Here is a 21,587-nt window from a genome sequence, read left to right on the forward strand (position 1 = left end):
GGAGGAACGCGACGGACTACTCGCAGTCTTCGAACCGACTCGGGTCGCGCGACGCCAGCGCGACGTTCACGGCCGCGACATTTTCGGGGACGTCGTGGACGCGGACGATATCTGCACCACGGTCGGCGGCGATGGCCGTCCCGGCGATGGTCGCCGCGAGGTTGTCTCCGGTCTGCTCGCCGACCAGCGAGAACATCGACTTGTGCGAGTGGCCGACGAGGATGGGACACCCGAGCGCCGACAACTCGTCCACACGGCCGAGCAGTTCGAAGTTCTCTGCCTTCGACTTCCCGAATCCGAGGCCGGGGTCGACGATGACGTTGTGACGCGGGATGCCCGCCTTCTCGGCGAGGAGGATTCGTTCTCCGAGTTCGTCGACGACGTCTTCGACCACGTCGTCGTAGTCGATTTCTTTGTCCGGAATCACCGGCGCGTCGATGCTGTGCATCACGATGACCGGCACGTCGCGTTCGGCGGCGAGGAAGCGCATCTGCGGGTCTTCGAGGCCGGTCACGTCGTTGAGGATATCGGCACCGGCGTCGAGGGCCGCTTCGGCGACGGCGGCTTTTCGAGTATCGACCGAGACGAGTGTGTCGAGGTCTGCGAGTGCCTCGATGACCGGTGTGACGCGACGAATCTCCTCGTCGAGAGGGACCTCTTCTGCACCGGGGCGAGTGCTCTCGCCGCCCACGTCGATGATATCGACACCTGCTTCGACCATCGCCTGTGCCTGTGAGACGGCGGCGTCGACGTCGTAGAACTGGCCGCCGTCGTGGAAACTGTCCGGCGTGACGTTGAGAATCCCCATGACTGCGGTGCCGTCTTCCCAGGGGTAGCCGTGTGACTCTGCGTCGGCGTCGGGTTCGAGACTGCTTCGAATCTCGGTCGCGAGTTCCGGAAGCGCGTTCGGGCGGTCCGCCAGCGACGAGGTCAGTTTATCCAACTGCGCAACCGTCCCCATCATGACGATATCGACGAGTTCGCCGCCGGAGTCGTGGCCAGAGACTGCGCACTCACCACCGATGGCGAGCAGTTCCTCCCGAATCGTCTGTGCTTGCCGTTTCTGCACTCGGGTGCGAATCGTCCGGTGGACGCCGCTTTTCGCACTCTCGGTATCCGACACTGGGACGTTGGCCCGTTCGAGCGTCGCCTGTGCGTCTGCAACCGTTCGGTTCGTCTTCGGAATCAGCGCTCTCGTCCACGTCGTCCGCGCTTCGGCGACGACGTAGAGCGACCCCACGACGAGGACGCAATCGTCGGCGTCGGCACGAGCGTGAGCGTCTGCCAACGCGGACGCGACCGCGCTCCCCGTCCGAACGTCGGGGATTCCCGCGTTCTCGAAGACTGCAGAGAGTATCTCCGGGTCTTCGGCCCGCGAGATGTCTGCGTGACAGGTGACGACCGACGCGACGTCCGGGAGTGCCTCGACCATCTCGTGGTGGTCTTTGTCGTGCATCGCGCCGTAGACGAGGTGTAAGTCGTCGTCGTCGAACTCGTCGAGGACGGTCGCGACCTGCCTGCAGGCGTCGGGGTTGTGCGCGCCGTCGAGGACGACCATCGGGTCGGTCGACATGACCTCGAACCGCCCCGGCCAGTGGGCGTTCCGCAGGCCGCGACGAATCGCCTCGGCAGAGATGTCGGGGAGGACCTGCCGAGCCAACGCGACGGCGATGCCGGCGTTTTGTGCTTGGTACGCGCCCAACAGTGGGATTCGAAGGTCGAGTTTGTCGTCGCCTGTGGCTACGGTGACGGCAGCCTCCTGATGACTGACGCGGCCACCGTATGCAGTCCGAACGTCTGCGTCGGTGTCGGCACTGCCGACGGTCAGTACGTCGCCGACTTCGTCGCGGATGACGTCTAGTGCCTCGCCGGTCGCACCGGTTACGAGGGGGCCATCTTCCGGTGCGACGGCCGCTTTCGTCCGGGCGATTTCTTCGATGGTGTCGCCGAGGACTGCCGTGTGTTCGAGCGAGACGTTCGTGACGGCGCTCGCGACGGGAGAGACGGCGCTCGTCGCGTCGAGTTCGCCGCCCATCCCGACTTCGAGAACTGCGACGTCGATGTCGGCCTCGGCGAAGTACCAGATGCCGAGTGCGGTCATCGTCTCGAAGAACGTCAGCGGTTCGCCCTCGGCAGCGCGTTCGACCAGATACGGTTTCGCTTCGTCTACGAATGCCGACAGCGCAGCTTTCGGAATCTTGCGCCCATCGACGCGGATGCGTTCGCGAACGTCGTCGAAGTGTGGCGACGTGTAGAGACCGACGCGCAGACCCGCTTGGCGGAGCGTCGATTCGAGCATCCGGGCGGTGCTTCCTTTTCCGTTCGACCCTGCAACCTGCACGAACGACACGCCCTCGTGGGGGTCGCCGAGGTGAGAGAGTAACCGCTGAATCGACTCGGTCCCCGGCTTGACCTGAAATCGCCGGAGGTCGAAAAGGAAGTTCACCGCCTCGTGGTACTCCATACGCAGAAAACCCGCACGGTGGGCTTAGGCCTAACGCTCCGGGGCCACCACTCCGGAACGCTACTCGCGGCGTTAGTCGTCGATGTGGACGACGAGAACAGGACGCTTCGCGTTCTCGACGACGCGTTCGGTGACGCTCCCGAGCGAGGTGAGTTTGTCGCGTCCGGTCCGACCGTGAGTTCCCATCACGACGACGTCGATACCGTGTTCGTCGGCGTACTCGAGGATGACCCGGTGGGGGACGCCCTCACGGACGGCCGTCGTCGTCTCGCACTTGCCTTTGCACTCTTCGGCACATTCTTCGACAGCGTCGATGGCGTCGTCTCGGAGTGACTGGATGACCGCGTCCTGTTGGTCACCACCGGCAGCGAGATAGACGCGCTGGTCGACGACCGAGAGGACGTGTATCGTCGAGTCGGGGCCGGCGAGTTCGAGTGCGTGTTCGGTCGCTCGGCCTGTTCCGACACTGCCGTCGGTCGGGATGAGAATGTCTTCGTACATACCCATACCATCTGCACGCCGACACTTGAAGCATCCCGTCGATTTTGGTTCGTGAGAACGCTCCTGTTCCCCCTCAGACGAGACTGGCGAACACTGCGACCCCGAATCCGACGAGAATACCCCCCGCGAGTTGGTTCACCCGGCGGAGTAGGTCTTCTGTGACTCGGTCTCGAAACAGCGACACGCCCGTACTCAGGACGAACCACCACGCCGCCGACCCGAGGACGACACCGCCGACCAGCGTCACCGTGTCGAGATAGTTCCCGGAAAGCCCCACACCCACACCGGCGAAGATACCCACGAACGCGAGGATGGTGACTGGGTTCGTCAGCGTGAGGACGAACGTCGACGCGTAATCAGAGAGCAGGCCACTTTCGGACGCTTCGGCCGCCGTCGTGGCCGGCAGTGCGGTGAAGGTTTTTATCCCAAGATAGAGCAAGAACAGTCCACCACCGACGCGAATCACGGTCTGGAACGAGACGAGAAACGAGGAGATAGCGGTGAGGCCGAGGCCAGCGAGCAAGCCGTACACCCCGTCTGCAGTGGCGGCGCCGAGTCCACTGACGAACCCGGCGCGTCGTCCCCGTGAGAGCGTTCGCTGGATGCACAGTATCCCGATTGGGCCGACCGGTGCGGCGATAGAAAAGCCGAGGACGAGTCCCTGCCAGAAGAACGACAGCGGAGTCTGAGAGAACGGTGGAGTCAGGACGTTACGTCACCTCTGCGTGGAGGCGAGGACCGAGCGGAGGATAACTGTGTGGTTTGGGCGTTAGACACAAAAGACGCGTTTCGGCCCTTAGACGCTTCCTCACCGCGTTCGGTCGTGTCTAAAGTCGCGTGAGACCCGCTTCGCTTGCCTCACTGCCTTCCGTCACTCAGCCACGAGTTCCAGGCTCTCCCTCACTCCGCTCAGTCGTGCCTGAAACACCGTATCCGGGTTACACCCGGCTACGAGTTTCCGTCACTAATCGTGACGGAAACACCGCTGTCCAGTGAACACCATCGCAATCCCGCGCTCGTTGCAGGCGTCGATGACCTTGTCGTCGTTGACCGACCCGCCGGGCTGGATGACCGCCTCGATACCCGCGTCCGCCGCCTTCTCGACACCGTCCGGGAACGGGAAGAACGCGTCAGAAGCCATGACGGCACCTTGGGCGTCCTTGCCTTCGGCGTGTTCTTCGGCCTTCATCGCGGCGAGTTCGACGGCATCGACGCGGGAGACCTGTCCCATCCCGACACCGACCGTCTCGGTTCCTTTGGCGAAGAGAATACCGTTGGACTTCACGTGCTTGAGGACCTTCCACGCGAAGAGCATCGTCTCTAACTGCTCGTCCGTTGGCTCTGTCTCGGTGACGATTTCCAGGTCGTCCAGCGTCGGTGTCCAGAGGTCGCGCTCTTGAACCAGTCGGCCACCGACGAGCGCCTTCTCGGTGTACGTCTCGGTGCGCTCACCGAGTTCGCCCACGTCCAGCACGCGGAGGTTCTTCTTTTCGGTGAGAACGTCGAGTGCGTCGTCGGTGTAGCCGGGCGCGACGACGACTTCCTTGAACGAGTCGATAATCAACTCTGCAGTCTCGGCGTCACACTCGCGGTTGAGGGCGACGATACCGCCGAAGGCGCTCATCGGGTCCGTCGCGAGCGCGTCGGCATAGGCCTCTGCGAGCGTGTCGGCCGTTGCACACCCGGCCGGGTTCGTGTGCTTGATGACCGCGGCCGCGGGTTCGTCGAACTCCTTGATGATGTTGAGCGCGCCGTCTGCGTCGTTGTAGTTGTTGTACGACAGACCCTTCGCACCCTCGTTGAGTTGGGCCGCGCCGACGACGGACGCCTCGTCACAGGTTTCGTCGACGTAGACGGCGGCGTCCTGGTGTGGGTTCTCGCCGTATCGAAGTGTGTCGTAGCGGTCTTCGGAGGTGACGCGACGCTCGGGGAGTCCAGCGTCTTCGTCGCCGTCGATGGTGACGCCGTCGTCGTCGACGGTGACTCGTCCTTCGGCGAACCAGCGGACTGCACGCGGGTAGGCCTTGAACTCGGCGTCGTAGAGGACGCGCGATTTCAGGTCGTCTTCGTCGTCGCCCTCGTAGACTGGGACGGCCTCTTGGGTGACGATTGGGCCGGCGTCGACTTCTTCGTCGACGACGTGGACCGTACACCCCGTCATCTTCACGCCGGCGTCGAGGACCTGCTCGTGGGCGTCCATTCCAGGGAATGCGGGGAGGAGCGACGGGTGGACGTTGAGCGTCGTCGGCGTCGCGTCGAGGAACGTCGAGGTGAGGACGCGCATGTAGCCATCCAGGCAGACGATGTCGAACTCGTACCCCGAGAGGGCGTCGAGGATGCGTTCTTCGTGCGACTCGCGCGACTCGTCGTCGCCACGTTCGACGACTTCTGTCGGGATGTCGTGTTCCGACGCCCAGTCGAGAATCGGGGCGTCAGCGTGATTCGAGACGACGACGCCGAGTTCCGCCCCGCCGGGGGAGCGGTCGGCGATGTTGCGCAGGTTTCGTCCACGGTTGCTCGCGAGACCGGCGATGGTGACCATGTGGAGTGGGCGTACCGCGGGCCTCAAAGTGGTTGCGGTCTTCGCCACCGAGATATACTCGTTCTTGTATACTCTGGCGTGAGTGATGGGCGAGGGGCACACCACATATCCACACACTTGCTTATTTTTGGACTTTCGGACGGACGCGAACCCCCGGCGTTTAACCCATCCCACCGAGACGACTCAGTCATGACCGACGCCGACCGGAACGACCCGCTGTACGCGGTGTCACCGCTCGACGGGCGTTACGCCTCTCGAACCGCACCACTCGCACCACACGTGAGTGAGGCCGCACTCATGCGTGCTCGCGTGCAGGTAGAAGCCGAATACCTCGTCGCACTCGCGGACCTCGATGCGACGCCGCTCGAACTCTCCGACGCCGAGCGTGCCGACCTGCGAGCGCTCTACGAGGAGTTCGATGCCGACGACGCCGCCCTCGTGAAACGCCTCGAAGTCGAAGGCGCAGCAGGCTACACCGCGACGAACCACGACGTGAAAGCCGTCGAGTACTTCATTCGCACCGAGACGGACGACTCCATCCACCCGTGGATTCACTTCGGACTGACCTCCGAAGACGTGAACAACCTCGCACAGCGCCTGATGGTCGTCGGTGCCGTCGAGGACGTACTCGTCCCCGAACTCCGTGCGATGCGTGACGAACTCGTCGCACTCGCACAGGAGTACCGAGACGTGCCGATGCTCGCACGCACCCACGGGCAACCCGCGACGCCGACGACGTTCGGAAAGGAGATGGCCGTCTACGCCTCCCGTCTCGGACGGGCGCTTGCTCGCGTGGAGGCGGCCACCGACGACCTCGCCGGCAAACTCGCCGGGGCGTCTGGCACCTACGCCGCACACGTCGCCGCGTTCCCCGACGTGGACTGGCGCGCCTTCTCCCACGAGTTCGTCTCCTCGCTCGGCCTCGAACACGTGTCGCTCGCGACGCAGGTCAACCCCTGTGACGACCTCGCGGCGCTGTTCGACGCCTTCCGTGGTGCCAACAACGTCATCGTCGATATGGACCGCGACATGTGGCTCTACGTCTCGGACCGCTATCTCGGCCAAGAGACCGTCGAGGGTGAGACCGGGTCCTCGACCATGCCGCACAAGGTCAACCCCATCGACTTCGAGAACTCCGAAGGAAACCTCTCGAAAGCGAACGCCGACCTGACGTTCCTCGCGGACTACGTCACCACCTCGCGCCTCCAGCGTGACCTCTCGGATTCGACGGTCAAGCGCAACATCGGTGCCGCGTTCGCCCACTGTCTCATCGGCTACAAGAAGACCCAGACCGGCCTCGGGAAGGTCGTCCCGAACGAACACGTCATGCGCGGAGAACTGGACGACACGCCGGCCATCATCGGTGAGGCCGTCCAGACGATTCTCCGCCGCGAAGGCGACACGCAGGCCTACGAGCGTGTGAAAGAACTCACTCGTGGCCGCGAAGTGACGCTCGAAGACTTCCACGACCTCTTTTCGGACCTCGACGTGAGCGAATCGACGCGAGACGAACTCCTCGCGTTGACCCCCGCGACGTACGTCGGTCTGGCGGACGAACTCGTCGACGACATCGACTAACTTCGGTCGTCTGGCCGTCAGTCGTTGCCTGACGACATCGACTAACTTCGGTCGCCACTCCAGCAGTCACTGTTTCCGGTATCGAGTCCCAGAACACGTCGGTCACAGTGCTGTTTTCGTGGACTCCTTCACCGACGAGTCACGACGCTCACCGAGAGAGTGATGTCAGGAAAATGCCGGCGTCGGAGGCCACGGGCACGGGAGTGGCCGCCATGCGGCATTGGCACGGGTCGGTGAACGTCGACACGGATGGGCTGGATAGGCTGGTCCGTTCGTGACGGTTCGTCATGGGCTGGTCAGACGACGCATGACGCTCACCGTGGATAAATTATTTACTCAGCATAGAATAAGTCTTTTGGTGGGGTGGTGCATTGGTGGGGATATGAAAGCAATCGTCGTCAAGCGAGGGGGAGACAAACCGGTCGTCATCGACAAACCACGACCGGAGCCTGAGTCGGGGGAGGCACTCGTCAGGACGCTCCGTGTCGGTGTCGATGGAACCGACCACGAGGTCATCGCCGGCGGGCACGGCGGGTTCCCGGAAGGCGAAGACCACCTCGTCCTCGGCCACGAAGCAGTCGGTGTCGTCGTCGACCCCAACGACACCGAGTTAGAGGAAGGCGACGTCGTCGTCCCGACGGTTCGACGCCCCCCAGCGTCGGGGACGAACGAGTACTTCGAGAAGGGGCAACCGGATATGGCCCCGGAAGGGATGTACGCCGAACGTGGCATCGTCGGCGAACACGGCTTCATGTCCGACTTCTTCACGAGTCCAGAGGAGTACCTCGTCCGAATTCCACGCTCGCTGGCAGACCTCGGCTTCCTCATCGAACCGATCTCTATCACCGAGAAAGCCCGCGAACTGGCCTACGCGAGTCGGTCGACGTTCGACTGGAACCCGTCTTCTGCGCTCGTCCTCGGCAACGGCAGTCTCGGTCTCCTGACGCTGGCGATGCTGAAAGCCGACGACAAAGCCTACGACGACCTCTACTGTCTCGGCCGGCGTGACCGGCCCGACCCGACTATCGACATCATCGAGAAACTGGGCGGAACGTACGTCGATTCCAGAGAGACACCGGTCGGCGAGATTCCAGACGTGTACGAGCACATGGACTTCATCTACGAAGCGACGGGCTTTCCGAAACACGCGATACAGTCGGCTCAGGCCCTCGCTCCGAACGGTGTCGCCGCGTTGCTGGGCGTCCCGAGCGATTGGGCGTTCGAAGTCGACGCCGGTGCGTTCCACCGCGAGATGGTCCTCCACAACAAGGCGCTCGTCGGGAGCGTCAACTCCCACGTGAAGCATTTCGAGGCGGCGACGGTGACGTTCACCAAACTCCCCCGGTGGTTCCTCCGTGACCTCGTCACCGGCGTCTACCCACTTTCGGAGTTCGAAGAAGCATTCGACGACGACGACACCACTATAAAAACCGCCATCGAATTCAGTAGCGTATGAAGAACGTCGACGACCTCATCGCCAGTGCGGCGGAGCTCGCGGACCGTGGTCTCTCGAAAGGGGAAATTGCCGACGAACTCAACGTCTCCCGCGAAACCGCCAGTTGGCTGGTCGACCGAAGTGGTGCCGCCACGAAACCCGAACCCGAACAGAAACCCGACGGCCCACACGACATCCACGTAGACTGGAACGCCATCGGAAGCGGCGGCAGACGCCTCACGTACATCGGGCGCGCACTCGCAGACCTCCTGACCGAGACCCACGACAGCGCCGACGTGACCATCGGAATCGAGAAAGCTGGCGTCCCACTTGCCACGAGCGTCTCCCGCGAACTCGAAACCTCGCTCGGTTCGTACTCCCCCGCGAAACACCAGTGGGACGAAGGCGACATCGAAGACCTCGGTGGCGGCTTCTCCCGCAACTTCGCACCCGTCTCTGGGCAACGGTGCTTCATCGTCGACGACACGGTGACGAGCGGAACCACGCTCCGTGAGACGATCGAATCGATTCGTGCCGAAGGTGGCGAACCGCTCGCGTGCGTCGTCATCGTCGACAAACAGGGTGTCGACGAAATCGACGGCGTCCCCGTCTACTCGCTCATCAACGTCGTGCGCGTCGGCGAGAAGTAACGGGACGCGTCCAGCCGGTTCGCGTCGTCTCCCCGAGTCACCCCACGACGCAACTCCTTTGTCTACCGGGGCGTAACGTGAGGCTATGACTTTCCAACCCGAGAGCATGGACCCCGAAGAGGTCAAGTCCCGCGTCGACGACGCGATCGAGAACAACGATATCGTCCTGTTCATGAAGGGCAACCGCCTCATGCCGCAGTGCGGCTACTCCGCGAAGGCCCTCGAACTCATCTCCCAGTACGTCGACGAGTTCGAGACGGTCGACGTGCTCCCTGCGCTTCCACACTACCGGGCGGCGCTCGACGAAAAAAGTGGCTGGGAGACGATTCCGCAGACGTTCGTCGAGGGTGAGTTCGTCGGTGGGAGCGACATCCTCGAAGAGCTCGACAACCGTGGCGAACTCGAAGCGACACTCGCTGGCGAGAACTAACCACCCGACTGCGCGGCGGTTACTCGATTTATTTCTTGGCTAACCGGAAGGGGAGCCCATATAAGTCTCCGACTCGTACATCAACACAGGTATCGCCAACCGCGTGCGACCGCACTGTGGCACTCGTCGATACCGAAGCCAACAATGTCAGGCCGCGTATATCGACTCCATTCGACGTTGGAACTGCCACTCGAAGACGTAATGGACTACTTCGAGAATAACCCTACCCTCCCACCGGAGGTTGAGGACGTGGACATCACGCGCCGCAACAACACCCTCATCATCAAAGCCGTCTCTGCTGACGACAGCCTCAGCAAGTACACCCCGACGGCCCAGCTGAAGGCGAGCGTGACCGAAAACCGCGTCTACGAGGAAGAGCCACCCCGAGCGGGTGCACCGAGCTGGGGAGACGAAGAAGAAGAGGAAATCCCCTCGGAACTCGTCGAGTTCGCCTGTTTCAAAGGTGACCTCGAAACCGTGCTCCAGAACACGGCCCTCCAGTACCCGATGTTCCTCGTGCTGCGTGAGATCGCGATGCTCTCCGAGAAGGGCACGCTGACCGCAATCACCGAAGAGAGCGACGAACTTCAGGCGACGCGCATCGTCGAAGGAGAAGTGCGTGCTGCGTCCGTCGAAGTCGTCGAGAACCCCCAACAGAACGGGTCGTCCGACAGCGGTGTCAACTGGCGCGACAACAAGTTCATCTCCTAAACCCGCCCTTTCCTCCGTCTGGTGCCACAGTTCAGCGGTCGCCCCTGTCGCCACTGTGTTCATTGGTACCACGATTCGACCACTACCTGTTGCAAAAAGCATTTACAGTGCCTAATTATATCTAATTACGAACCATGTCGGAAGCCTTCCCAGAGTACCTCGACGTCGACTACACCGACGGCGAAGGTGAGACGCCGGAAGATTACCCGAGCACCGAAGCGAAAATCGAGAAGGCAATCGAGGTCACCAAGCGCGGCCTCGAGCAGTACGAGAACCCCGCCGTCATGTGGACCGGTGGGAAAGACTCGACGCTCACGCTCTACTTCATCAAGGAAGTCGCAGAGAAGTACGACCTCGAAGTCCCGCCGGCAGTCTTCATCGACCACTACCAGCACTTCGACGAAATCATGGACTTCGTCGAGCACTGGGCCGACGAGTGGGACCTCGACGTCATCTGGGCACGCAACGAGGACGTCGGCAACTACGTCGACGAACACGGCCTCGAACCCGGCGACGACATCCCCGTCTCGGAACTCTCCGAGCACAACCAGCACCACATTCGCAACATCCTCGAGTACGAAGAGGAGACGTTCCCCTTCCTGCTCGACACCTACGTGGGCAACCACCTGCTGAAGACCGTCGCGCTCAACGACACCCTCGAGAAGCACGACATCGACGGCGTCATCTCCGGCGTCCGCTGGGACGAACAGGAGGCCCGCGCCGACGAGACGTTCTTCAGTCCGCGCCACAACCCCGACATCTACCCACCACACGACCGCATCCAACCCATCCTCCAGTTCGAAGAGAGCGCCGTCTGGGACGCCTTCTGGTACTTCGCCGTCCCCGACACCGTCGAGAACTACCCCGAAGACGGCTACGTCCCGACGAGCGACGAGGACCTCCCCGAGGGCGTCTCGCAGGAAGACGTCCCCGTCTCGCCGAAGTACTTCGCTGGCTTCCGCAGTCTCGGCAGCGAAGTCTCGACCGACAAGTCCGCCGACGAACCGGCGTGGCTCCAGGACATGGCGAACACGACCGAGCGCGCAGGCCGCGCCCAGGACAAAGAAGACCTGATGGAGCGCCTGCGTGACCTCGGCTACATGTAGAGCCGACGTTTTTTGACGTTCGGGTTGCGCTTTGCGCAACCACTCACCCAATAACCTCGACTAAAAACTGCCGAGCGATTCGCTTCGCTCATCACTCGGTACAGCGTCTTGGACGAGTACCTCGTATGCTCGTTTTTTCGCAGTTAACAGTCGGTAGGCAGTGCCTACCGTCCTGTTAGTCCGAAAACATAGATAACGTCTCCCGGCGATGTTTGGTGCATGGCCCTATCGTTCCCAGACTATCTCGACCTCGATTACACTGCGGGGCGCGACGAGACTGCCGACGCGTACCCGACGCTCGAGGACAAACTCGAGAAAGCAGCACTCGTCACGCGGACCGCACTCGAACAGTACGAACGACCCGCAATCATGTGGACGGGTGGGAAAGACTCGACTGTCGTCCTCTACGTCGTCCGCGAAGTCGCTGCCGACATGGGTGTCGAGGTGCCGCCGGTGGTCTTCATCGACCACTTCGAGCACTTCGACGAGACCGAAGCGTTCGTCTACGAGTGGACCGACCGCTGGGACCTCGACCTCATCGTCGCACGCAACGAAGATTTCGCCCGCGTCGGTGCCGAACCGGGCGACGAGATTGCTGTCGCCGACCTGAGCGACGAGACCCGTCACGAACTCGCTCGCCTCGGCTACGAAGACGAGAGTATCGTCCTCGACGCCGACACCTTCGAAGGGAACCACCTGCTGAAGACCGTCGCGCTCAACGACGTCATCACCGAATACGGCTTCGACGGTATCTTCTCTGGCGTCCGCTGGGACGAACAGGACGCCCGCGCCGACGAGACGTTCTTCAGCCCACGTCACGAGTCAGAGAAGTACCCACCGCACGACCGCGTGCACTCCATCCTCCAGTTCACCGAGGCGGACGTCTGGGGTGCGTTCTGGAACTACATCGTCCCCGACGCCGTCGACGGCTATCCGGTTGGGTACGTCCCCCAATCCACCGACGACCTTCCGGAGGGAACCCAACCCGCCGACCTCCCCGTCTCGCCGAAGTACTTCGAAGGCTTCCGCTCACTCGGTACCGAGTCCGGGTCCGCGAAGTCTGACGACCGGCCTGCGTGGGTGCAGGACCTCGCCGCGAGCAAGGAACGCGAAGGTCGCGCACAAGACAAAGAAGACCTGATGGGCCGACTCCGCGACCTCGGCTACATGTAGAGCGACGTTTTAGAAGAGCGGCTCTTTTTCGGACTCGGGTCGCACGGAGTGCGACTACTCTCCACCGAGACACGCGCTGGACGCACTGTCGAAATTCTCTGACGACTCGTATCGAGACTCAAAGGACCTGGATGACGATTTCTGCGATCGGGACGAACGCTGAGACAGCGATGGGAATCAGGTCAGAGACGAACGACGGCCACGTCCGGATACGGTCGGCGTTCCGCTGAACGTCTTCGAGGAGCCCAATCTCACCAACGGCGGACGGGTCCAGCGTCGTCCCGACGGTCCACCCGACGAGGAGTTCGTCGCGGCGCTGGTCGATTGCGTCGACCAGGTGGCGCTTTCCGGTGACGATGTGGAGGTGGATTACCCAGACCGGGACGGCGAAGATGAGCAAGCCGACTATCACGAGGACGCTCGTCAACGAGAGGTGGAGCGCGAGTTCGGCCGTCACGGGGCCGCCGCGAGAGGTGAATGGTTCGAAGAGTGAAATTCCGGAATCGAGCCAGTAGTAGACCACCAGAGTAGTCACACCGACAAACCAGCTGACTGCGACGGAGACACCGAGACTGGAAACGGGTTCGAACTGACTCGCGGCGGTGTGGAGATTCGCGATTTTCAAGGTGCGAAGCGCAATCAGCAGTCGAAGGTGGAGGAGAAAGAGGAAGATAGCGACGAACCCGAGAAAGACCAACCACACGTTGAGGTAGATGAGAACGAGTTCCCATCCGACGCGCGGGTCGAGTCCGTTTCCGACCACGATGAACACCGGTTCGAACACGACGAACGCGACGAAAATCAGTTTGAGGTCGACCACACGGTCGAACCGAATCCGGTACATTCGGTCGAGATATCCGTCGACGATGCGCCGAAACTGCGCACGTTCGTCGGCGGCGAAGCAGGCTTCCACACGGTCCCAGATGTGCGAGTAGGCGACGGACCACTGACCGATGATAGTCAGTTCGATAAAGATGCCAACACTCCCCATCACCGCCGATACACCGAGAAAGTTGACGTCCAAGAACGACCACCCGTCGAACGGACGGTTCAAAAACAGATACGACGCCCACTGACCGACCGCAATCGAGAGAACGAGTCCGACCAGGAAGTAGGCGGCGCTCAGGAGCGCTGCACGGCGGACGACTGAGACCAGGTCGCTCGACGGGAAGAGCCGTGACACCCACGTCGACCGGTACGGTGACCCGGAGCTTCGGACGGTGGCGTCTGTCGGCTCCCGCCCAGACAGCCGGTCGTCTTCATCCCGGTTTATCATGGTGAATAATACCACACAACAGGAGATGAAATCTCCGCACCAGTACGTGTACAGGTCGACGATTTCGACACCGTTGCTGTCGACGGTTCGTCGACGGTGAGTCCAGCGTCGACACCGTAGCGCCTAACTCCTTCAACCCGTTATCGCTCCCATGGCATCCCAGTGGGTCAGTCTCTTCTCTGGCGGCAAGGACTCTTCGTGGGCGCTCTACCAGGCACTCGAAGAGGGATTGAACGTCACCCATCTGCTGACCGTCCACCCGAGCGACGACTCGTATATGTACCACGTCCCCGCGACGGACCTCACCGCACTCGCGGCCGAGAGCATCGGTGTCGAACTCGTCGACGTCCACCCCGGTGACCTCGAAGCGACCGACGCGACGGACTCCGGCGAACAGGGCGACGCAGAACTCGAACCCCTCGAAGCGGCACTCTCCGACCTCCAGTCTGAAATCGACCTCGCGGGCGTCACCGCAGGCGCTATCGAGAGCGAGTTCCAGACGAACCGCATTCAGGGGATGTGCGACCGCCTCGGAATCGACCTCTTTGCGCCCTTGTGGCAAGAAGACCCCCGCGAACTCGGTGAGGCGATGATAGACGCCGGGTTCGAAATCACGCTGATTCAGGTCGCCGCCCACGGCCTCGACGAGTCGTGGCTCGGCCGAACCCTCGATTACGACGCACTCGACGAACTCGAGGAACTCAACGAGAAGTACGGCGTCCACATCCTCGGAGAGGGCGGCGAGTTCGAGACGTTCGTCACCGACGGCCCGCACATGGACCGACCCATCGAACTCGAATACGAGACCGAGTGGGACGGAACTCGCGGCAGTCTTCGCATCACGGACGCCTCTCTCGGCTAAGCAGTTCTGACGCCGACGCTACCGGGTCGGGTTGGCGCAAAAAGCCGAACGCGATGTCTTCTGGAGACGATTCGTAACGTCAGTGAGACGTTCGTACCGTCTGGAACCTACTCTTTCGTCAGGTGAGAGTGCGCACCGATGAGCGCGTTCGACAGGTCGAGATTTTCGATGTGGGTCTCTTCGTCAACGATGGAGTTCTTCAGACTGGCGTTCTTGATACTCGCCTCCGGGAAGACCACCGATTCGTCGAGTGAGGAGTCTTCGACCACGGCGCCCGCCATGATGTGGACGTTTTTCCCGAGTTCGGTGTTGGTCACCGTCGCCGACTCGTGGACGACGTTTTCGCCACCGAGATACCACGAGACTGCGTCGAGGTAGCTCTGTGCCGTGCCGATGTCGAACCACGCGCCATCGAAAGAGTAGGCGAACACGTCGCCGTTCTCTTGGAGCCACTGCATGAACCATCCCGGTTCGTCTGGGTTGTTGTCGCCAGCGAGATAGTCGTCGAACTTCGGGAGGGTGCTCGCCGGGAATGCGTAACACGCAATCGAGACGAGCGTACTCTTCGGGTTGTCGGGTTTCTCCTGGAAGTTGACGACGCGGTCACCGTCGAGCTCCACCAGGCCGTAGGATTTCGCTTTCTCGATGTCTTTGACGTCGTACGCCGCCAGACACGGCGACTCCTTCTCGTAGAAGAAGTCGACGAAGTCGGCCACGTCGAAACTGATGAGGTTGTCACCAGCGATGACGACCAAGTCCTCGTCTACCTCTTCGCGCTCGATGAGTTCCGCGAGTGCACCGACGACACCGAACTTCTCGTCTTCCGCTCTGGTCTCTTCGACAGAGAGCGTCGGCTTGGTGTACGGCGACTCGGCGATGTACTCTTCGAACGTCTCTGCGAACCGTTCGTTCGTGCTCACGAACACCTCGGAGACCCGGTCGTCCGCCTCCAAATCTTCGAATATCGTGTCGATTACCGTCTGTTCACCGACCGGTAAGAACATCTTCGGGCGGTGTTTCGTGATGGGCCACAAACGGGTCGCATAACCACCGGCAAGGACGACTGCCTTCATGTACCTCAAATCCCACCACTCAGTGAAAGGTCTTTATGCACACACTCGATTTTGCTGACAACTTCGGTGGCCCAGCGGCGGAACAGATTTTCCCTTCGACTTCGAAGCAGACGCTATGTCAGACCGGGAATCCACCGCGACGACTCGCCAGCGCATTGCCGACGCCCTCCGCGACGACCCGGCAACCGCATCAGCCCTCTCGACGACTCTCGGGGTTCCGGCGTCGTCCGTCTACGGCCACCTCCAGCACGTCGCTCGCTCGGTCCACAGCGACGACGGCGAACAGTTCCTCGTCGCCCCACCTGAGTGTCGAAACTGCGGATTCAACGCCTTCGACGACCCGGTGAACTACCCTTCGCGGTGTCCCGAGTGCCGAAGCGAAGGTATCGAAGAAGCAGTGTTCAAAATCGAGTAGCGAGTCGACCGACCCCGACCGTGTTCGGTTACGCGTCCAGTTCGTCCAAGAGCGTCTGTGCGGCGTCGGCAGACGACCCCGGCCCACGTGCCGTGACGAGGTCGCCATCGACGGTGACGCTCGTGTCGGCGTCGAGTTCGGCGTCCCAGACGCCGCCGGCCGCCTTCACTTCGTCTTCGACCCAGTAGGGTAACTTCCGACCGTCGGGCATCAGGTCGTCGTCGTCGACGATTCCTTCTTCCCACTCGTTGGGGAATCCGGTGACGTTCCGGCCATCGACGAGGAACGACCCGTCGGCCTCACGAGTGAACGCGAGGATGCCGACAGCGTGGCAGACGACGAGTGCCTTGCCTTCGCCGCCGGCGACGGCGGTGAGGAGGGCCTGTCGAGCGTGTCGGTCCTGATTGACGTCCCACTCGGTTCCGTGGCCGCCGGGGAAGACGACGGCGTCGAAGTCGCGGGCGTCTACCTGTGCGAGTTTCTCGGGATTCTGGAGGCGCTCGTCGTTCTCGTGAACGTCCATCACGTGTTCGGCGAGTTCCTCGCCGACGTTCTCCGGGTCGACAGACCGTTCGTCGACGACCGGAACGCCGCCCGTCGGTGTGGCGACGGTGATATCGACACCGGCGTCGGAAAGCGTCGTGAGCGGTTCGATGCACTCCTCGCCCCAGTAGCCCTCTTCGCTAACGATGAACAGTGCAGACGTCATCGAAGCAGTGTACGAACCCCTCCTAAATAGGCCCCATGGAGGCGGAAACCCGATGTGGGTTCTCGGTTGAGGGCGACGGGTTCGCGGTTGGGGGCGACGGGTTCGACGGTTTCGAAACCTGCGGTGCCCACTCGGTGCGGTCAGTCGTGGTTCGCCGGTGGGTCGATTGCAACACTCTCGGTAGCGAGGTGACACGCCGGTTCCGACCCGCTTGCTGTCCGTTCCAGTTCGGGATGCTCGCGTTCACAGACAGTCGTGAACGCTTCGTCCAGTGTACGCCGTGCCTGTTCGAGGTCGCCAGCGACGAGGGCCGAAAGTCCGCTGGAGAGCGTCTCTTCGGCAGCGCGGTCCGAGAGCGCGTCAGGGACGTCGAACTCGCGTCGAAGTTCTCTCTCGACGGCGGCGTCTGGGACGGCCTCCGGAGCGTCTGCGACGTCTTCTGCGACGAGGAACGCCCGAACGTCGTCGACGTCGATTCCCTTGTCGATGCGCAATCGCAGGTCGAGGACGTGGCGCCACTCGCGCTGTTCGAGGTCGAACTGTTCGGGTGGGATGACCTCCGGACAGCGGGTGTGGAACCGACAGCCAGACGGTGGATTCGACGGACTGGGAACGTCGCCAGAGAGTTCGACGCGTTCGTCCCGACGAGCGGGGTCTGGCGTCGGAATCGACGAGATGAGCGCTCGTGTGTAGGGGTGTTGTGGGTCGTCGAACAGCGTCTCTGTCTCGGCTATCTCGACGATTTCGCCCAGATACATCACGGCCACCCGGTCGCACACCTCTCTGACGACACTGAGGTCGTGACTGATGAACACGATTGCGAGGCCGAACTCGGCCTGTAACCCACGCATCAGCGAGATAATCTCCGCCTGGATGGACACGTCTAGCGCCGAGACGGGTTCGTCTGCGACGACGAGGTCCGGGTTGAGGACGAGCGCTCGCGCGAGCGCGATGCGCTGTTTTTGCCCGCCGGAGAACTCGTGTGGATAGCGGTCGAAGTCGGACGCCGACAGGCCGACGCGCTCCAGGAGGTTTTCGACGATTCGGCGGCGACGACGGCGGTCCCGCATGCCGTGGATGGCCAGCGGCTCTGCGACCGATTCTCCGACGCTCATTCGCGGGTCGAAACTCGACGACGGGTCCTGAAACATCATCTGCGCCCGCCGACGGAATCGCTTCAGACCGGCGTCGTCGTAGTCGGTGATGTCGTCGCCGTCGAAGACGACCGCTCCACCTGTCGGGTCTTCTAACCGCAGAAGCGACGCCGCGGCCGTCGACTTCCCACACCCGGACTCACCGACGATTCCGAGTGTCTCTCCCGGAGTGACGTCGAACGAGATGCCATCGACCGCTTTCACCCGGCCGACCTCCTTCTTGAGCACACCCTGTGTAATCGGGTAGTGCTTCTTCAGGTCTCGAACCGACAGCAGTGGGTCAGAGGGCATCAGCAATCACCTCCGGTCGTATCGTGGTCAGAATCGGAGTCGGCCACGGCGTCTCCACCATCTGCCGCTCGGGACTCTGAAACGGACTCTCCTCGAATCACTGTCGAGTCGTACCCCGGTCCGTAGTACACACAGGCAGCGTCGTGGCCCGAACCGACAGGCAGTAGTTCAGGGTGAGTCCCCGTCCGGCAGTCGGCCGTCGCGTGTGGACAACGTGGGTGGAACCGACAGCCAGCAGGCGGTTGTTTCAGGTCGGGGAGCGTCCCACCAATCGGTCTCATCGACTGGCCTTGTCCGGGGAGGCAGTCGAGGAGTGCTTTGGTGTACGGATGAGACGGTCGGTCGAACACGTCGTGGACCGACCCCGTCTCCATCACTCTCCCCGCGTACATGACCACGACGCGGTCGGCGATTTCGGCCACGACGCCCAGGTCGTGGGTGACGAAGACGATGCTCATCCCGAACTCGGCTTGCAGGTCGCGGAGCAGTCTGAGAATCTGCGCTTGAATCGTCACGTCGAGCGCCGTCGTGGGTTCGTCGGCGACGAGGAGGTCCGGGTCGGCGGCCAACGCCATCGCGATGACGACACGCTGTTTCATGCCGCCGGAGAACTCGTGTGGGTAGTCGTCGACTCGGGCGGTCGCCTCCGGGATTCCGACGCGGTCGAGCAGGTCGATTGCGCGGTCACGTGCCGCCTGTTTCGAGACGTCTCGGTGGAGGCGAATCGCTTCGACGATTTGCGCACCGATTGGGTAGACGGGGTTGAGTGCGCTCTGTGGGTTCTGGAAGACGTGTGCGATTCGCCCGCCACGAATCGATTCGAGTCGCTTCTCAGAGGCTTCGGTGAGGTCCTCTCCGTCGAACAGAATCTCCCCGCCGGCAATCTCACCGGGCGGCATCGGGATGAGCCTCGTGACGGACTCACAGGCGACAGTCTTGCCCGACCCCGATTCGCCGACGACACACACTGTCTCGCCGCGTTCGACGTCGAACGACACGCCATCGACTGCCTGAACGACGCCTTCGTCGGTGTCGAACCGGACCCGCAACTCACGAATCGAGAGGAGGGGGTCGGTCATGCGTCTCCCTCCGACCGTGGGTCGAGCGCGTCTCGCAACGCGTCGCCGACGAAGTTGAACGCCAAGACGGTGAAGAACAAGAACACACCGGGGATGGTCGCAATCCACCACGCGCCGTCGAGGTCGCCCCGACCGGACGCGATGACCTGCCCCCACGATGGCGTCGCCGGGTCGGTCAACCCGAGGAACGCGAACGTGGCCTCGAAGAGGATGAACGACGGGATGAGGAGCGTCGCGGCCGTGATGACGGTGTTCGACACGTTCGGCATCAGGTGTCGGCGAATTATCCACCCGTCCGACGCGCCAGCGTTCTCGGCGGCACGGATGTACGACTCTTCTCGGCGCTGGAGCGCTTCAGACCGGACCAGTCTGGCGATACCGCCCCACCCGAGGAAGCCGAATATCGTGATGAGCAAGAAGAGACTCGGTTTGAACAGGTAGGTCACGATGAGGAACAAGAAGAACGTCGGGAACGTCTGCTGGATATCGACGTATCGCATCAACAGTTCGTCCACGAGTCCAGAGAAGTACGCCGCCGAAGTGCCGACGGCCGTTCCGATACTGACGACGATGAGCATCGTCACCAGTCCGACCTGCATGCTCACGCGCATCCCGAAGACGACCAGTTTGGCGATTCCCTTTCCGTCACTCGTCGTCCCGAGTGGGTACTGCCACGTTCCGTGGCACAACCCGTCTGCAGTCTGTCCGACACAGGTCGTGGGAACGGCCGAGTCGACCGATAGGTACACCGGTGGTTGATACGCCGCGAGGATGTTCAACTCGGGTTCGGTCAGCACCAACGGGCCGAGCGTCCCGACGACGAACACGACCACGAGATAGGCGGCGCTCACAACGGCCGCCCGATTTCGCTTGAATCGTCGCCAGTAGTACGCCGTCAACCGTCGGTTCTCGGCCAGTGGCCACGCGACGAAGAACGCGCCGACGAGCAGCGTGAGGACGAACAGCCAGTTCGTCCCCGAGAGAACCGCGTCGTCGGTCACGAACAGGTCGTAGGCGACGGCAGCGGCGTAGGCCACTGTGGCCACGACGAGGGCCTGTGTTCGGCGGGGGAAGCCGAGTCCGCCGAGTTCGTCCCACTCGACGTCTTCGAATCGTTCGGTGGCGCCCGTGTCGGATTGCGTATCGGGTGCCATCAGCGGTCACCGTAGTCGATTCGGGGGTCCAACACCGTGTAGGCGATGTCCTGGACGAGATTCCCGACGATGGCGATAAACACCGGGACGAGCGTCGTCGCCATGACGAGTGCGGTGTCCTGTTGGATGATCGCTTTGTAACTCAACAACCCGAGCCCTGGAATCTGGAAGACCACCTCTGTGATGTACGCCCCAGCGAAGAGCAGGCCGAGGATGTCGGCCACGAGGATGGTCATCAGCGGGACGAGCGCCGGTCTGAAGATGTGCCTGACGAGAACGCGCCAGTCGTCCGCTCCTTTCGCTCGTGCCGTCTTGACGAAGTCGGCGTGGACGTACTCCAGTGCCTCGGCCCGCGAGTATCGCATGTTTCCGGCGATGGCCCCCGTCGAGAGGACGACGACGGGTAAGACGAGCTGTTTGGCGTTCGCCAGCGTCCAGACGCCTCTGCCCGTCTGGTAGTAACTGGGCAACCACCCCAAGTCGACGGCGAACACCAAGATGAGCATGATTCCGAACCAGAAGTTCGGGACGCTGATGCCGAAGAAGGCAGTGAACGTCCCGAGATAGTCCGTCAGTGTGTACTGGTGTGTCGCCGAGTAGAGGCCGATGGCGTAGCCGAAGACGATGGAGATGAACGTGGCCGGGACGGCGTACATCAGCGAGTAGGGGTACGCCGCCGCCAACGCATCCATGACGGACTGGTTGCGCGTGAACGACCACCCCCAGTTGAGCGTCGCCATGTTCACCATGTAGTTCGTATACCGCGTGAGCAACGGTTCGTCACGGCCGGTTATCTCGTCGAACGTCTCACGGGCCTCGTCGACGTCTCCGCCCTCGGTTGCGGCCTCGAAGGCGAAGGCTGTCTGACCATCGCCCGGTGCGACGGCGAGGAGGCCGAAGGTAATCGTCAAGATGAGGTACGTCGCCACGACGGCCCACGCGACGCGGCGAGCGACGTACCAGTGCATACTCATCGCTGCCCTC

General features: G+C 62.3%; 20 protein-coding genes. 9 read left to right on the forward strand and 11 right to left on the reverse strand.

Translation table 11 applies throughout. The features are described 5' to 3' along the window. Positions 1-16: 16 nt before the first annotated feature. The 4 genes from folP to purH all read right to left on the reverse strand — a co-directional run bounded on the left by folP (position 17) and on the right by purH (position 5,507). The gene (gene folP, locus GJR99_RS03770; protein ID WP_151109415.1) at positions 17-2,464 is read right to left on the reverse strand and encodes a dihydropteroate synthase; all 2,448 of its coding nucleotides are present in this window, start codon (positions 2,462-2,464) and stop codon (positions 17-19) included. A 72-nt stretch (positions 2,465-2,536) separates the two neighbouring features. Then, positions 2,537-2,965, reverse strand: coding sequence for a universal stress protein (locus GJR99_RS03775; protein WP_151109417.1), 429 nt, complete (start codon positions 2,963-2,965; stop codon positions 2,537-2,539). A 73-nt stretch (positions 2,966-3,038) separates the two neighbouring features. Then, a complete protein-coding gene (locus GJR99_RS03780) occupies positions 3,039-3,671 on the reverse strand; it encodes a LysE family translocator (RefSeq protein WP_323849368.1) in 633 nt (210 codons plus the stop codon). A gap of 258 nt (positions 3,672-3,929) precedes the next feature. Then, complete coding sequence (purH, locus tag GJR99_RS03785) at positions 3,930-5,507, reverse strand: bifunctional phosphoribosylaminoimidazolecarboxamide formyltransferase/IMP cyclohydrolase (RefSeq protein ID WP_151109422.1); 1,578 nt, start codon at positions 5,505-5,507, stop codon at positions 3,930-3,932. Positions 5,508-5,696: 189 nt separating this feature from the next. On the opposite strand from purH, the gene purB reads away from it, so the two are divergent. The 7 genes from purB to GJR99_RS03820 all read left to right on the forward strand — a co-directional run bounded on the left by purB (position 5,697) and on the right by GJR99_RS03820 (position 12,590). After that, the gene (purB, locus tag GJR99_RS03790; RefSeq protein ID WP_151109424.1) at positions 5,697-7,085 is read left to right on the forward strand and encodes an adenylosuccinate lyase; all 1,389 of its coding nucleotides are present in this window, start codon (positions 5,697-5,699) and stop codon (positions 7,083-7,085) included. A 382-nt stretch (positions 7,086-7,467) separates the two neighbouring features. Then, positions 7,468-8,541: a glucose 1-dehydrogenase gene (locus tag GJR99_RS03795; RefSeq protein WP_151109426.1), complete on the forward strand. Its 1,074-nt coding sequence runs from the start codon at positions 7,468-7,470 to the stop codon at positions 8,539-8,541. Next, positions 8,538-9,170 (forward strand): transcriptional regulator GfcR, encoded by a 633-nt coding sequence (gfcR, locus tag GJR99_RS03800; protein ID WP_151109428.1) that lies wholly within the window; start codon positions 8,538-8,540, stop codon positions 9,168-9,170. The genes GJR99_RS03795 and gfcR overlap by 4 nt, the downstream gene beginning before the upstream one ends. An 85-nt stretch (positions 9,171-9,255) precedes the next feature. Beyond that, on the forward strand, positions 9,256-9,600 hold the full coding sequence (locus tag GJR99_RS03805) for a glutaredoxin family protein (protein WP_151109430.1): 345 nt from the start codon (positions 9,256-9,258) through the stop codon (positions 9,598-9,600). A 144-nt stretch (positions 9,601-9,744) separates the two neighbouring features. After that, on the forward strand, positions 9,745-10,311 hold the full coding sequence (locus tag GJR99_RS03810; protein ID WP_151109432.1) for a DUF7110 family protein: 567 nt from the start codon (positions 9,745-9,747) through the stop codon (positions 10,309-10,311). Positions 10,312-10,445: 134 nt separating this feature from the next. Further along, positions 10,446-11,417, forward strand: coding sequence for a phosphoadenosine phosphosulfate reductase family protein (locus tag GJR99_RS03815; protein ID WP_151109434.1), 972 nt, complete (start codon positions 10,446-10,448; stop codon positions 11,415-11,417). Positions 11,418-11,636: 219 nt separating this feature from the next. Continuing rightward, positions 11,637-12,590, forward strand: coding sequence for a phosphoadenosine phosphosulfate reductase family protein (locus GJR99_RS03820; protein ID WP_151109436.1), 954 nt, complete (start codon positions 11,637-11,639; stop codon positions 12,588-12,590). A 118-nt stretch (positions 12,591-12,708) separates the two neighbouring features. Here the strand turns inward: GJR99_RS03820 and GJR99_RS03825 are convergent, their stop codons facing one another. Further along, positions 12,709-13,866, reverse strand: a complete 1,158-nt coding sequence (locus GJR99_RS03825) for a hypothetical protein (RefSeq protein WP_151109438.1) — start codon at positions 13,864-13,866, stop codon at positions 12,709-12,711. A 151-nt stretch (positions 13,867-14,017) separates the two neighbouring features. Here GJR99_RS03825 and GJR99_RS03830 point away from each other — a divergent pair, with 151 nt between their 5' ends. Then, positions 14,018-14,728 carry a diphthine--ammonia ligase gene (locus GJR99_RS03830; protein WP_151109440.1) on the forward strand — a complete coding sequence of 237 codons (711 nt, stop codon included), beginning with the start codon at positions 14,018-14,020 and terminating at the stop codon, positions 14,726-14,728. A 107-nt stretch (positions 14,729-14,835) separates the two neighbouring features. On the opposite strand, the gene GJR99_RS03835 is transcribed toward GJR99_RS03830, so the two are convergent. Then, positions 14,836-15,801, reverse strand: coding sequence for a sugar phosphate nucleotidyltransferase (locus tag GJR99_RS03835; RefSeq protein ID WP_151109442.1), 966 nt, complete (start codon positions 15,799-15,801; stop codon positions 14,836-14,838). A 115-nt stretch (positions 15,802-15,916) separates the two neighbouring features. Here GJR99_RS03835 and GJR99_RS03840 point away from each other — a divergent pair, with 115 nt between their 5' ends. Continuing rightward, complete coding sequence (locus GJR99_RS03840) at positions 15,917-16,216, forward strand: transcriptional regulator (RefSeq protein ID WP_151109444.1); 300 nt, start codon at positions 15,917-15,919, stop codon at positions 16,214-16,216. Between the two features lie 28 nt (positions 16,217-16,244). Here the strand turns inward: GJR99_RS03840 and GJR99_RS03845 are convergent, their stop codons facing one another. From GJR99_RS03845 to GJR99_RS03865, 5 genes are all read right to left on the reverse strand, one after another. Further along, complete coding sequence (locus tag GJR99_RS03845) at positions 16,245-16,925, reverse strand: type 1 glutamine amidotransferase domain-containing protein (RefSeq protein WP_151109446.1); 681 nt, start codon at positions 16,923-16,925, stop codon at positions 16,245-16,247. Between the two features lie 140 nt (positions 16,926-17,065). Then, positions 17,066-18,370, reverse strand: coding sequence for an ABC transporter ATP-binding protein (locus GJR99_RS03850; RefSeq protein ID WP_151109448.1), 1,305 nt, complete (start codon positions 18,368-18,370; stop codon positions 17,066-17,068). Beyond that, positions 18,370-19,449 (reverse strand): ABC transporter ATP-binding protein, encoded by a 1,080-nt coding sequence (locus GJR99_RS03855; RefSeq protein ID WP_151109450.1) that lies wholly within the window; start codon positions 19,447-19,449, stop codon positions 18,370-18,372. Before GJR99_RS03855 ends, GJR99_RS03850 begins: the two co-directional genes overlap by 1 nt. Continuing rightward, positions 19,446-20,603 (reverse strand): ABC transporter permease, encoded by a 1,158-nt coding sequence (locus tag GJR99_RS03860; RefSeq protein WP_151109452.1) that lies wholly within the window; start codon positions 20,601-20,603, stop codon positions 19,446-19,448. Before GJR99_RS03860 ends, GJR99_RS03855 begins: the two co-directional genes overlap by 4 nt. After that, positions 20,603-21,577 (reverse strand): ABC transporter permease, encoded by a 975-nt coding sequence (locus tag GJR99_RS03865; protein WP_151109454.1) that lies wholly within the window; start codon positions 21,575-21,577, stop codon positions 20,603-20,605. The genes GJR99_RS03860 and GJR99_RS03865 overlap by 1 nt, the downstream gene beginning before the upstream one ends. Between the last annotated feature and the right edge of the window lie 10 nt (positions 21,578-21,587).

This window comes from Haloferax marinum (assembly GCF_009674625.1).
GTDB lineage: Archaea > Halobacteriota > Halobacteria > Halobacteriales > Haloferacaceae > Haloferax > Haloferax marinum.